This is a genomic window from Streptomyces sp. NPDC038280 (genome assembly GCF_055600045.1).
In genome coordinates this window covers 322,352-335,347 of record NZ_JBVJYZ010000003.1, presented here as the reverse complement: position 1 = coordinate 335,347, position 12,996 = coordinate 322,352, and the positions used below count along the sequence as shown (strand labels likewise).

Genomic DNA, 12,996 nt, shown 5'->3' with positions numbered 1-12,996 from the left:
CCGCGATCACCACTCGAGATGTGCCGCGGCGCGGCACACGAGCGACTCAGACGCCGGCGACCGTGGCGGTGGCGAGGCCCGCGATCGGCGCGGTGTTGAGGCCGGTGACGCCCTCGACGGTGCCGATGGCGGTGGCGGCCAGCGGGCCGGCCAGCGGGACGATGCCGTCGGCCGCGGCGGTCGCGTTGCCGACGACGCCACCGAGGAGACCGCCGGACACGTTGTCCAGGTCGCTGTCGGAGATTTCCTGGGTCTCAACCTGGGGGATGAAGTTCATGATGTGAGTTTCCCTTCACATGGATATGCCGAAATAGCCGCGAACTCCCTTGCCGGACAGGCGTTGCCCGTCCTTGCCGGGATTTCCGCGGTGCGCTGGATCAAAGCACGTCAGCGCATTGCGCAGCCAGTCGGACAACTCCTTGTACGGGCACATCCCGGCCCTCGAATTACCGTCGTGTGCACACGCGTTCATAGGAGGGTGCCATCTTCTTCACACGATCACCCGACTCGACTCCGCGGCGCGGGCACGCCCCTGATCTGGAATGAGACATTCCGGCGCAGAGGGGCCATGGCCCTGCCCGGGGAACGGCCATCACCGGCCCTGCCCTTGGGAGACGGTGTGCCGCCTGCGCATTCGGTGTGCAGATTGGGCGCCGGTAGCGGGACGTCGCATTCGCCCGGTTCTCCGAGGGAAAGAAACCCGATGCCCCGAGAGGGAAACATGACCGCATGGCGAAGGTGTTTCACTGCTGGGGCGGATGCGAGGGATAGGTCCGGACGTCGTCGTTGTACTCGCGGGCCCGTTCCCTGACCAGATCGGGAAGATGTCCCGACGCCAGATCCGCCAATGTGGTGCCTTCGAGAACATGACGCAGACTCGCCCGCACGGCGCGCCACACATCCGGCATCGGCGCCGCCGCTCCCTGGTACTCCAGACCCGTCAGCTTCAGGTCGCGCACGCTGACCAGAGGGCCGTCCATCGCCCGGATGACATCGGCGAGGGTGATCTCCGCCGGCGGCCGGGTCAGGGTGTAGCCGCCGTCGGGGCCGCGCACGCTCCTCACGAGCCGCGCCTGGCGCAACTCACTGAGGACGACGAAGAGAAAGCGGACCGGGATGTCCTGGCGCCCCGCGATGTCCTCCGCCTTGAGCGGCCGGTCCGAAGAACAGGCCAGCTCGGCCATGGCCCGGACGGCGTAGTCCGTTCTCGCTGAGATCCTCACGGCCTCAATGTCTCACGGGTGGCGGGAGGACGACCGGTCGGCGGGGGACGGGTCCGAGGGGTGGACGGTCGGGGCGGGGACGATCAGACGGGACGGGTGGCCGAGGCGGGTTGGCCGAATCGGGGTGTCCGAGAACGGCATTGTCCGTTCACATTGTTCATCGACATAGTGAACTTCCCCCCGCAACGCCCGCTCTCGAACCGGAGGTAGCCGTGGTGCCCCCTCAGCCCCGCACAACCGTCGCAGTCGTCGGGGCGGGGGCGGCCGGCGCCCTGGTCGCCGTTCAGCTCTGCGAGACCGCGGCACGACGCCGCACCCCGTTCGATCTCGTACTGATCGACCCGGCGGCGGAGGCCGGACGCGGGACGGCGTACTCCACCGAGGTCCCGGCGCACCGGCTCAATGTGCCGGTGGGCGGGATGAGTTGCTACCCGGACGACCCCGGTCACTTCCAGCGCTGGCTCTGCCGCCACGGCGAATCCACGGTCACCGCGGCCGATTTCGCCTCCCGTTACCGCTTCGGCTCCTACCTCGCCGACACCCTCGGGCGCGCCATCATCACGGCCCACGGCACCGTCGTCGTGCGGCGGCTGCGCACCACGGCGACGAGCTGCGCGCCCACGGCCGACGGGCGGACGGCCCTGGGCCTCGCCGACGGCGGGCAGGTCACGGCGGACAGCGTGGTGCTGGCCACCGGTCCGGCGGCCGGCACCGCCGCCTGGGCACCGGCGGAGCTGCGTACGAGCGACCGGTTCATCGCCCGGCCCTGGGCACCGGGCGCGCTCGACGGAGTACCGGACACCGACGACGTCCTGCTGGTCGGCACCGGACTGACCGCCGTCGACCTGGCACTCGTCCTCGACCGCCCCGGCCGTACGGTGCACGCGCTCTCCCGCAGTGGGCTCGTACCGCGGCCCCACGCGGTCGCCCCTCTGCCGGCCGTCCCCCCGCCGCCGGGCCTGGCGGACCTGCCGCTCCCCCGTCTCCGTACGGTCCTGCGGCGGCACCTGGCCGCCGCCGTGCGCGACCACGGCGACTGGCGCCCCGCGCTCGACGGGCTGCGGCCCCACATCGCCGGGCTGTGGCAGGGCCTCAGCGACGACGAACGCACCGAGTTCCTGGGCCGGGACGCCACGCTGTGGAACGTGCACCGGCACCGGATGGCGCCGGCCACCGCCGAGGCCGTGGGCCGGGCACGCTCCGCGCGCCGGCTGCGGGTGCACGCCGGCCGCGTCGCGTCGGCCCGGCCCCTCGACGACGGCGGACTCGCCGTGCTGCTCGCCGACGGCCGGGAACTGCGCGTCGGCTGGGTGGTGGACTGCACCGGGCCCGGGCTCCGCGCCGACGCCGGCGGTGATCCACTGTGGAGCGGGCTGCTCGCCGACGGTCTCGCCGTGCCGGGCCCGCTGGGCCTCGGCGTCGCCACCGACGGCGGCCGGCTCCTCGACGCCCGCGGGCGCGCCGAGCGGCAGCTGTTCACCCTGGGCTCGCCCCGCCGGGGCGAGCTGTGGGAGACCACCGCGATCCCGGAGATCCGGTCACAGGCCAGGGCTGTCGCCGAAGCGGTCCTCGCCCCGCTCGCCGGCGCTCCCCGGACCGCCCGCCGCCGTCCCACGGACCAGTTCGGGCTGCCGCTGTCCACGCACGCGGCGGCCGCCGGCGCGTTCCGCACCGGCCTCGCCCGGGTCGTCACCGTACGGGCGAAGGCGGCCGACGCGTTCACGCGGGCCACCGAACTCGACCCCGGCTTCGCCCTCGGGCACGCCGCGCTCGCCCTGCTGGGCCACGAGTGCGGCGCGGACGTCGACGTGCCCCGGGCGCTCGCCGAGGCCCAGCGCAGCGCGGCCGAACGCGGCGACGAGCGGGAACGCTCCTTCGTGGACGTCATCACCCGCCGGATCCACGCCCCGGGCGGCAACGGCGGAGACGGGGACAAGGCGCTCATCGGCCACCTCGACCGCTTCCCCGGTGACGCGCTCGCGCTCAGTACCGCGGTGCCCACCATCGCCTTCTCGGGTGTCGGCGATCTCGACGGGCGGCTCGCGCAGCGGCTGGTCGAGCGCACGGCGCCCGTGTACGAGGGCCACTGGTTCCACACCTCCCTGCTGGCCTTCCTGCGCCAGGAGCAGGGCCGCGTCGACGAGGCGGGCGCGCTCGCACAGCAGGCGCTGGCCCGCGAACCCGCCTCCGGTCACGCCGTCCACGCGCTCGCCCATGTCCACTACGAATCGGGCCGGCACCACGTGGGCCGGGACTGGCTCGACGGCTGGATCACCGGTCAGGGCCGCGGCGCGGTCCACCGCGCCCACTTCTCCTGGCACGTCGCCCTCCACGAACTCGCCCTCGACGATCCCGCGGCGGTACGCCGGCGCTGGTTCGCGCAGCTCGCCCCGCGCCAGGTCAACGGTGTACGGGCACTGGTGGACTCGGGTTCGCTGCTCTGGCGGGCGCGGATCTGCCAGAACTGGACGGGCCGGATGCCCGTGGAGGACGTACTCGACGCGGTGGCCCGCGATCTGGTCGAGCGGCCCGCGACGGCGTTCACCGCCCTGCACAGCGCCGTCGCCCTCACCGCCGCCGGTGACCTTCCGGCGCTGCGCCGCCTGCGCGCCCACGCGGCCCGGGCCGACGCCGTGCAACAGGACGTCGTCGTCCCCCTCTGCCATGCCCTCGAAGCCGTACTGGAAGAACAGTGGGCCACCGCCGTCCAGGTGTTGCGCGCGCTGCTGCCCACGCTGCGGCGGGTCGGCGGAAGCGCGGCCCAGCGCGAGATCGTCGAGGAGACCCTGCTGTACGCACTGGTGGAGGCGGGTCACAGCGACACCGCCCGCCACCTCCTGGAGGAACGCCTCGACCGCCGCGCCTCCCCTCTCGACCGCCGGCGGCTGGCCGATCTTCCTCAGTGACCGGCCCCGCGCGGCATCCAGTACATAGGGTTGGCCCCATGCCTGAACTTCAGCGTCTTCGTCCCGAGCACGCCCCGGCTCTTCTCGCCTTCGAGCAGGAGAACCGCGCCTACTTCGCCGAGTCGGTTCCGGACCGCGGGGACGACTACTTCGCGTCGTTCGACGCGCGGCACGCCGCGCTGCTCGCGGAGCAGGAGGCCGGGGTGTGTCACTTCCACGTGCTGGTGGACAGCGAGGGCGAGATCCTCGGGCGGGTCAACCTGGTCGACGTCGAAGCCGGTTCGGCGGAGCTGGGGTACCGGATCGCCAAGCGCGCCGCGGGCCGGGGGCTGGCCACGCGCGCCGTGCGCCAGGTGTGCACGGTGGCCGCCGCCGACTACGGCCTGCGCACGCTGACGGCCGAGACGACGACCGACAACCCCGGTTCGCAGACGGTGCTGGCCCGGACCGGGTTCGTGCCCGTCGGCGAGATCGTGGTGGACGGTCGGCCGGGGATCCGTTACACGCGGGCCCTCGGGGACTGAGGGTCCGGATGTGGGCCGGTCATGACCGTCATCCGCCGGCCCCGGGCCCCGGCGGCGGGCGCCCGCGCCCGTGCGGGGGCCGATCACCCCCTCGTTGCCGCGTACTGAGAGCCTCGCGGCCCGGCAGGGCTCCCTGCCGGGCCTCGCCGGGCCGCGAGCGTACGGCGGGGGCGTCCTGCGCGACGCCCCGGTGCCGCACCGGTCGTGGCTGGGGTTCCCCTCCACGCCGCGGTACTTCTAGTCGTCGCTGCGGACGATGTTCCCCTCGGTGTTCGCCTCGGTGTGGGGGCCACCGGGCCCCTCGCCCTTCCTCACGATCGCGGGACGGCAGGTGCGTACACGCTCCCGCTCCGGTATCTGACGTTCCATCGGCTCTGTGTGTGTCACCGTGTCCACGGCCGACATCTCCTCGGTTCATGCCGCGTACGGGGCCGCGTTCCCCGGGTCACTCCGCGGGCGGCGCCTCGGAAAGCGGGTACCCGCCCGGGAGCGAGTCACTCATGGCCTCTCGGCTGTCCCCTGCCGGGGTCCGCCACCGGTGATCGACAGGCGATCATCCGATGCAGCAGATCCGAAGCCGCGCGGCCGAACGAGGGGTCGTTGATGTGCGTGTCGATCTCGACCACCGCGACGTCGCTGCCCCGCAGGCCCTCCCGTACGGCGGTGAACAGTGCCTCGTCCGCCACCGGGTCGTGGTACGGGCCCCCGGGCGCGCCCAGCGTGGACAGCCCGCGCAGGGGCAGGCACACGGCGGCCGGTCCGGTGGCGGCCAGGAGTTTCGCCGCGACGCGCCTGCCGAGCTCCGCGCACTCCTTCGCCGTGGTGCGGACGACCGTGATGGAGGGGTTGTGCACGCGCGGCTGACGGTCACGGACCCGGGCGGGCACGGTGTCGGCGGGCCCGAACTTCACCATGTCCAGCGCCCCGGGGCTCACCACCTGCGGGAGCCCCCGGCGCCCGGCGGCGAGGAGCCGGTCCGGTCCGGCGCTGAGGACGCCGCCGCAGAGGTCGTCGGCGAGCTCGCTGAGGGTCAGGTCCAGTACGCCCGCGAACAGCCCCTGTCCGGCGAGCGCTTCGAGGGTGCGGCCTCCGGCGCCGCTGGCGTGGAAGACGAGGACCTCGTAACCGTGGTCCGTCATTCGCTCGCGGGCCGCGTCGACTCCCGGTGTCGTCACTCCCGCCATGCTGGCGGCGATCAACGGCCGTTCGGGGCAGCCCGGTTGGACCGGGCGTGAGACGCGGGCCGCGGCGGCGAACCCTCTCGCCATCCCCGCGACGGCATGGACGGCGTTGGCGAGGACCGGCGCCGACAGCCGATTGATTCCGGCGATGTCGACCACGCTGTACATCATGGTGATGTCGCTGGAGCCGACGTAGGCCGAGACATCACCGGAGGCCATGGAGGAGACCATCACCTTCGGTACTCCGAGCGGCAGTTCCCGCATGGCCCGCGTCGCGATGGACGTGCCGCCACTGCCGCCCAGGGCCGGAACGCCGTGCACCCGGCCCTCCCGGTGCAGGCGCAGCACGGTCTCGGCCGCACCCCGGGCCATCGCCGTCACGGCCGCGCCCCGGTCGCCTTCGGCCCGTAAGCGCTCCAGGTCGGCTCCGGCGGCGCGGGCCACCTCGGCCCGCGTCACGTCGGCGGGTATCCGCGGGACGCCGATCACCCCCGCGTCGACGACCAGGACGGAGACACCACGCCGCAGCAACCGCTCCCGCAGCCATCCGTACTCCAGCCCTTTGGTGTCCAGGGTGCCCACCAGCACAACGTTCGCCATGCCGGTACTGTCCGGCGAACTTCCCGAAGCGACAAGGGCGTGGCTGCGGCACGCCACCGGCGGCGGCGGCGCGCGGCCAGGAGTCGGAGCCGGTTCCTCGTCCGGAGCGCCTCCGCCATCCGCGCCGGGTCCCTGAACACGCGTTCAACAGAACCGTCCCCGCGGCCACCGGCAGAACAGCCGGCCCGGTCGCGTTCGAGGACCGTGCGGGAGACCGTGCGGATGACACGGGCCGCGCCGGCGCGCCCTGTCGCCCGTCGCGCGGGGGCCGGAAGGGCGAGTGTCACGGGCTTCCTTCCTCTCCATGACGTGTCGTGGCAGGGACGTTGCGGTGCCATGAAATCGCCGGGGTCGGAGCTGCGAGCCGCCGGTGGCCGGAATCGATCGGTGCGCATGTCCGTACGGCCGTGGAAAACCGCAGTTCGCAGGCGGTCTCCAGGGCCCGCCGCAGTGTTCCGAGGTGCGCCTCCCCACCCCCGATCCACCCCGGTGCCCCCCGCTCGCCAGGCGCTCGACCTGCCTTGACCGTGGTGGCAGGACACTGCCACTCTCCGGGCCATGTCCGTGACGAGCGTTTCCGCCGCGCGGCTCCACGACCGGTACCGGCCTCTCGCGCCGGAGGCGTGTACGAGCCGCTGTACAGCGCTGCCGTACGCCTGACACGCGCTCCGCACCCCTGCTCGGGGGCCTCTCCGGACCGGGCCCGTCCGGGCCCGTCACCGCTCCGGCCCCCTGGAACGACCTCGGACCCCATGCGTCCGCCGCGAAAAGACATCCCGCCGTGCTCACGAGCGCCGCCTCCTCGCCGCCCGCTGCCCACACGCGCCGGGCCGCCGGGAGGGCGGCCGAAAGGACAAGCATCATGACATCGACGCTCTCGACCACCGGCCACGTTCCCACCGACCAGGTGACGTCCGACCGCACCCCGACCGATGCATCCGTCGCCGGTCCGGCGGTGCGGCGGATCGGGGGGCGGATCGGCGCCGTGATCTCCGGCGTCCGGCTCGGCGGCGACCTTCCCGCCGACACCGTGGCCACCGTGCGGGCCGCGCTGCTGGAGCACAAGGTCGTCTTCTTCCGGGCCCAGGACCACCTGGACGAAGACAGCCACGAGGCGTTCGCCCGGCTGCTGGGGACCCCCGTCGCCCACCCCACCGTCCCTTCGGCGGACGGACGTTACTCGCTCGGCATCGATTCCGAGCACGGCGTGCGGGCCAACGAGTGGCACACGGACGTCACCTTCGTGCCCGCCTATCCGGCGTTCTCCGTGCTGCGCGCCGTGACCATCCCGCCCCACGGCGGCGACACCCTGTGGGCCAACACCGCCGCGGCCTACGAACACCTTCCACGGCCGCTGCGGACCCTGGCCGATGCCCTGCGCGCCGTGCACTCCAACGCGTACGACTATGTGGCGCTGCGCCCCGACGCCCTGCCGGAGGCACTCGCCCACTACCGCGAGGTCTTCACCTCCACCGCGTTCCGTACCGAGCACCCGGTGGTGCGCGTACACCCGGAGACCGGCGAACGCGCTCTGCTGCTCGGCAACTTCGTCCAGCGCGTCAGCGGACTGTCCGGCGCCGACTCCCGCGCGCTGGTGGCTCTCTTCCAGTCGCACATCGAGCGTCCGGAGAACACCGTGCGCTGGCAGTGGCAGACCGGTGACGTCGCGATCTGGGACAACCGCGCCACCCAGCACTACGGCGTGGACGACTCCGACGACCACGAGCGCAAGCTGCGCCGCGTGACCATCGACGGCGACGTACCGGTCGGGGTGGACGGCCACGCCTCTCAGCTGCTGTCGCCGGAGACCGTGCCGGAACCCGCCTTCGGTATCGCCTCGGGGGCCTCTACCCGCGCCTGAGCCCGGCTCGCCCGGGGTGTCCCCGCCGGGTGGCACCCCGGCGCCCCGCTCCCCCACCTCCCACGCGTCCCCTGTACCTCCGCACCCCTGCCCCTCCCGAGAAGGAACCACCACCATGCCCACGTTGACCGGCACGTCCCGACGCCATTTCCTCACCCTGCTCGGAGTCTCGGCGGCCGCGGTGAGCTGCGGCCGGGCCGCCGCGGGGGGAGGCGCATCCCCTTCGGCACAGACGAAGACCCTCAAGTACCAGGGCTGGGCGGGGCAGGTCACCCTTCCCGAACTGGCCGAGAACCTCGGGTACTTCGGGGACGTAAGGCTGGAGTGGATCGGCAACACGATCAGCGGGCCGCAGGACATCCAGGCCGCCGCCACCGGCCAGACGGACTTCGGCGGCGCGTTCAACGGCGCGGTGGTCAAACTGGCCGCCGGCAAGGCGCCCGTCAAGGCCGTCATCAGCTACTACGGCTCGGACCAGTACGCCTTCAGCGGCTACTACGTACGGGAGGACAGCCCGATCCGCACGGCCCGCGACCTCGTCGGCAAGAAGGTCGGGATGAACACCCTGGGCGCCCACGCCGAGGCGATGCTCACGCTCTACCTCCAGCGCAACGGTCTGTCCCGGAGCGAGATCGACAAGGTCCAGTCACTGGTCGTGCCCCCGGTCAACACGGAGCAGTCGCTGCGCCGCGAGCAGATCGACGTGGCGGTGCTCAGCGGCATCCTGCGCGACAAGGCGCTCGCGACCGGCGGCATCCGGCCCCTGTTCACCGATCACCAGCTGCTCGGCACGTTCAGCGCGGGGACCTATCTCATGACCGATCGGTTTCTCAAGCGCAACCCGGACACGGCCCGCACCTTCGTCACGGGTGTCGCCAAGGCGATCGAGTGGGCCCGCACGACTCCGCGGAAGGACGTCGTGGCCCGGATGACCGACATCGTCCACAAACGTGGGCGCAACGAGGACACGGCGACTCTCGCGTACTGGCGTTCCTTCGGCGTCGCCGAGACGGCCGGCCGCATCACGGACAAGGAGTTCCAGCTGTGGATCGACTGGCTGGACGAGCGCGGTGACATCAAGAAGGACCGGATCAAGGCGTCCGACCTCTACACCAACGCATTCAACGGGTACGGCACGGGAAGCGGGAGCTGAACCATGACCGAGTCCTCCACACCGAAGATCGTTTTCGACCGGGTCCGCAAGACGTTCCCGGTCAGGGAGCGCGGAGCCGCCCGGTCGGGAGGTGACTTCACCGCGCTCGACGGGATCGATCTCACGATCACCGCGGGCGAGTTCGTGGTCGTCGTCGGCCCCAGCGGATGCGGCAAGTCGACGCTCCTCGACCTGCTGGGCGGCCTCACCCGGGTCACGTCGGGACGGATCCTGCTGGACGGCGAACCGGTCACCGGGCCCGGCGTCGACCGGGGCATCGTCTTCCAGCAGTACGCGCTGCTTCCCTGGCGTACGGCGCAGGGCAACGTCGAGTTCGGTCTCGAGGCGATCGGCGTGCCGCGCCGGGAACGCTCGGAGCGGGCCAGAGCCCATCTGGAGCTGGTCGGACTGTCCGGCTTCGAGGACCGGCATCCGCACGAGCTGTCCGGCGGTATGCGGCAGCGGGTCGCCATCGCCCGCAGCCTCGCCTACGACCCGGACGTGCTGCTGATGGACGAGCCCTTCGCGGCGCTCGACGCGCAGACCCGGGAGTCCCTGCAGGACGAACTCCTGCGGATCTGGCAGCGCACCGGCAAGACGATCGTCTTCATCACCCACGGCATCGAGGAGGCGGTCTACCTGGGGCAGCGGGTGGCGGTCATGACGTCCCGCCCGGGCCGTGTCAAGGAGGTCGTGCCCATCACGTTCGCCTCCCGCGCGGCGACGGACGATCTGCGGTCGAGCCCCGAATTCGCGCGGTACCGCCACCGGATCTGGGGCCTTCTGCACGACGAGGTGGCACGAGCCCAGCAGTTGGAGAAGGAAGGCGTTGCCGCGTGAGTACCGGAACGGATGCGAGGACGACGACCGGCCGCGCCACCGCGGCCGTCCGGGCCCTGGAGAAGGGTCCCGACCGGCCGGAGAGCACGGCCCCGCGAGAGTCCGTCGCTCAGGAGGTTGCGGGCGCTCCGGGGAAGGACGTCGATCCGGGGACAACGGGCGCGGGCGCCGCGCCGGGACCGGGGAGGGACTCCCAGTTGACGCCCGGCGCCGGGCATCCGGTCGCGCGGGCGGCCGCGCACCGGGTGCGAGGGGCGCTGCGCCGGACGGCCCGGTTCCTGCTGACCGCGGCCACCAGGTCCGCCGCGATCGTGGCGCTGCTGGTCGTGTGGGAAGCGGCGCCCCGGCTGGGCCTGGTCGACCCGATCTTCCTACCGCCGTTCAGTGACGTGGCCACCGCCTGGTGGGAGTTGGCGCTCGACGGACAGCTCGCCGACAACACCGCCGCGAGCCTGGTGCGCTCGTTCAGCGGATTCGGTCTGGCCGTCGTCGCCGCCGTCCCGCTCGGGTTGCTGATCGGCTGGTACAGGCCGGTCGCGGACCTGCTCGGACCGCTGCTGGAGGTGTTCCGCAACACCGCGGCGCTCGCTCTGCTTCCGGTCTTCGTCCTGCTGCTGGGGATCGGCGAGACCTCCAAGATCTCCATCGTGGTGTACGCCTGCGCCTGGCCGATTCTCCTCAACACGATCAGCGCGGTCCGCAACGCCGATCCGACCCTGGTGAAGCTGGCGAGGTCCATGGACCTGTCCGCACCCCGGTTGTTCCAGAAGGTGATCCTGCCGTCGTCGGTACCGGCCATCTTCACCGGCATCCGGCTGGCCGGCGCCGTGTCGATCCTGGTGCTGGTGGCCGCCGAGATGATCGGCGCCAAGGCGGGGCTCGGATATCTGATCAACAACTCGCAGTACAACTTCGCGATCCCCCAGATGTACGCGGGCATCGTCACGATCTCCGCCATCGGCGTGATCTTCAACCAGGTGCTGGTCTCCGTCGAGCGGCGACTGAGCTCCTGGCGGGTGCCGACCGCGGACTGATCCCGTGTCCCACCCTCTCCTGCCTCCCCTCCTGCTCCTCCTGAGGACTGCCATGACGTCGCACCCCCGCCAGCTCCACCTCAACGCCTTCCTGATGGGCGCCGGCCACCATGACGCTGCCTGGCGCCATCCCCGCACCCAGCCGGAGCGCGTCACCGATCTGCGCTACTTCCAGCAGCTGGCGCAGACCGCCGAGCGCGGCAAGCTCGACTCGATCTTCTTCGCCGACGGTCTGGCCCTGTGGGGCAAGGTCCGGCACAACGCGCTCGGCGGCTTCGAGCCGCTCACGCTGCTGTCCGCGCTGGCGGCGGTGACCGAGCGCGTCGGCCTGATCGCCACCGTCTCCACCACCTTCAACGAACCGTTCCACACCGCCCGGAAGTTCGCTTCCCTCGACCATCTGAGCGGCGGCAGGGCCGGCTGGAACATCGTCACCTCCGGCAGCGTCGACGAGGCCCGTAACTTCGGCCTGGAGGAGCACGTGGAACACGCCCTGCGCTACGAGCGGGCAAGGGAGTTCGTCGACGTGGCGACCAAGCTGTGGGACAGCTGGGAGGACGACGCCATCGTCCTCGACCGCGAGAGCGGGATCTACGCCGACACCGACAAGGTGCGCCGGATCGACCACCGCGGCGAGCACTTCGGCGTCCAGGGGCCGCTCAATGTGCCGCGCACCCCGCAGGGCCACCCGCTGCTCGTCCAGGCCGGCTCCTCGGAGGACGGCAAGGAGTTCGCCGCGCAGTACGCGGAGGCCGTGTTCACCGCACAGCAGACCCTCGCCGACGGACAGGCCTTCTACAAGGACCTCAAGTCCCGGCTGGCCGGGTACGGCAGGACCGAGGAGGCACTGAAGGTCCTCCCCGGGATCTGCCCCGTCATCGGCTCCACCGAGGCGGAGGCCCGCGCCCTGGAAGAACAGCTGACGGCGCTTCAGGTCACCGAGTACGGGCTGGCTCAGCTGTCCGGCATGGTCGGCGTGGACCTGAGCGGGCTGCCGCTGGACGGCCCGCTGCCGGAACTGCCCGAGGAGCGGGACATCAACGGCAACAAGAGCCGCTTCACCCTGGTCGCCGAGCTCGCCCGGCGCGACGGCCTCACCCTGCGGCAGCTGATCGCCCGGCTCGGCGGCGGCCGTGGCCATCGCGTGTTCGCGGGCACACCCGAGCAGATCGCGGACCAGCTGGAGCAGTGGTTCACCCAGGGGGCGGCGGACGGCTTCAACATCATGCCGCCGCATCTGCCGGGCGGCCTGGAGGACTTCGTCGACCACGTGGTGCCGGAACTGCGGCGCCGGGGTCTCTTCCGTACGGAGTACAGCGGGCGCACTCTGCGCGACCACTACGGCCTGCCCCGGCCCGCCAACCGGTTCGCCCAGCCCGCCGATACCGGAGGACGGACCGTCTGAACGCGCTCTCGCTCACCACGGACGCCCTCGAGGCGGCGGCGGGCCGGCCGCCGCTCGGGGCGCTCACGGCGAGCGGACAGGAGGTCGGCGGCCATGTGAACACCGGGGACGGCGCGCTGTTCGCCGCCGAGGCGCGCGCGGACTGTACGGCATGGAGTGCTCCGACGCCCACCGCGCCGCCCCCGAAAGCACCTCGGTCACCAAGGCCGCCTCATATGTCCGACGCGTATGCGGCGGAAGGGGCGGGACGCGCCGCGGGGGCCCGTACT

12 protein-coding genes are annotated in these 12,996 nt (G+C 72.2%); 7 read left to right on the top strand and 5 right to left on the bottom strand.

Going from position 1 to position 12,996, the window contains the following annotated elements; genetic code table 11:
- Nucleotides 1–46: 46 nt before the first annotated feature.
- The 3 genes from ACZ7J0_RS09855 to ACZ7J0_RS09845 all read right to left on the bottom strand — a co-directional run bounded on the left by ACZ7J0_RS09855 (nt 47) and on the right by ACZ7J0_RS09845 (nt 1,223).
- Nucleotides 47–277, bottom strand: a complete 231-nt coding sequence (locus ACZ7J0_RS09855) for a type A2 lantipeptide (RefSeq protein WP_470885709.1) — start codon at nt 275–277, stop codon at nt 47–49.
- 15 nt (nt 278–292) lie between these two features.
- Nucleotides 293–415, bottom strand: coding sequence for a hypothetical protein (locus tag ACZ7J0_RS09850; protein WP_470885707.1), 123 nt, complete (start codon nt 413–415; stop codon nt 293–295).
- Between the two features lie 328 nt (nt 416–743).
- Nucleotides 744–1,223, bottom strand: a complete 480-nt coding sequence (locus tag ACZ7J0_RS09845; RefSeq protein ID WP_470885705.1) for an RrF2 family transcriptional regulator — start codon at nt 1,221–1,223, stop codon at nt 744–746.
- A gap of 212 nt (nt 1,224–1,435) precedes the next feature.
- Here ACZ7J0_RS09845 and ACZ7J0_RS09840 point away from each other — a divergent pair, with 212 nt between their 5' ends.
- Nucleotides 1,436–4,129: an FAD/NAD(P)-binding protein gene (locus ACZ7J0_RS09840; RefSeq protein WP_470885703.1), complete on the top strand. Its 2,694-nt coding sequence runs from the start codon at nt 1,436–1,438 to the stop codon at nt 4,127–4,129.
- Between the two features lie 38 nt (nt 4,130–4,167).
- Nucleotides 4,168–4,653, top strand: coding sequence for a GNAT family N-acetyltransferase (locus ACZ7J0_RS09835; protein WP_470885701.1), 486 nt, complete (start codon nt 4,168–4,170; stop codon nt 4,651–4,653).
- 237 nt (nt 4,654–4,890) lie between these two features.
- Here the strand turns inward: ACZ7J0_RS09835 and ACZ7J0_RS09830 are convergent, their stop codons facing one another.
- The gene (locus ACZ7J0_RS09830; protein ID WP_470885699.1) at nt 4,891–5,022 is read right to left on the bottom strand and encodes a hypothetical protein; all 132 of its coding nucleotides are present in this window, start codon (nt 5,020–5,022) and stop codon (nt 4,891–4,893) included.
- Nucleotides 5,023–5,147: 125 nt separating this feature from the next.
- Entirely contained in the window at nt 5,148–6,434 is a 1,287-nt protein-coding gene (locus ACZ7J0_RS09825; RefSeq protein WP_470885697.1) for a Tm-1-like ATP-binding domain-containing protein, read from the bottom strand.
- An 862-nt stretch (nt 6,435–7,296) separates the two neighbouring features.
- On the opposite strand from ACZ7J0_RS09825, the gene ACZ7J0_RS09820 reads away from it, so the two are divergent.
- The 5 genes from ACZ7J0_RS09820 to ACZ7J0_RS09800 all read left to right on the top strand — a co-directional run bounded on the left by ACZ7J0_RS09820 (nt 7,297) and on the right by ACZ7J0_RS09800 (nt 12,727).
- Entirely contained in the window at nt 7,297–8,295 is a 999-nt protein-coding gene (locus tag ACZ7J0_RS09820; RefSeq protein WP_470885695.1) for a TauD/TfdA dioxygenase family protein, read from the top strand.
- A 115-nt stretch (nt 8,296–8,410) separates the two neighbouring features.
- Entirely contained in the window at nt 8,411–9,448 is a 1,038-nt protein-coding gene (locus ACZ7J0_RS09815) for an ABC transporter substrate-binding protein (RefSeq protein ID WP_470885693.1), read from the top strand.
- A gap of 3 nt (nt 9,449–9,451) precedes the next feature.
- A complete protein-coding gene (locus ACZ7J0_RS09810; RefSeq protein ID WP_470885691.1) occupies nt 9,452–10,288 on the top strand; it encodes an ABC transporter ATP-binding protein in 837 nt (278 codons plus the stop codon).
- The gene (locus ACZ7J0_RS09805) at nt 10,285–11,322 is read left to right on the top strand and encodes an ABC transporter permease (protein WP_470885689.1); all 1,038 of its coding nucleotides are present in this window, start codon (nt 10,285–10,287) and stop codon (nt 11,320–11,322) included. The genes ACZ7J0_RS09810 and ACZ7J0_RS09805 overlap by 4 nt, the downstream gene beginning before the upstream one ends.
- 52 nt (nt 11,323–11,374) lie before the next feature.
- Nucleotides 11,375–12,727, top strand: a complete 1,353-nt coding sequence (locus ACZ7J0_RS09800) for an LLM class flavin-dependent oxidoreductase (RefSeq protein ID WP_470885687.1) — start codon at nt 11,375–11,377, stop codon at nt 12,725–12,727.
- The last annotated feature ends 269 nt before the right edge of the window (nt 12,728–12,996 follow it).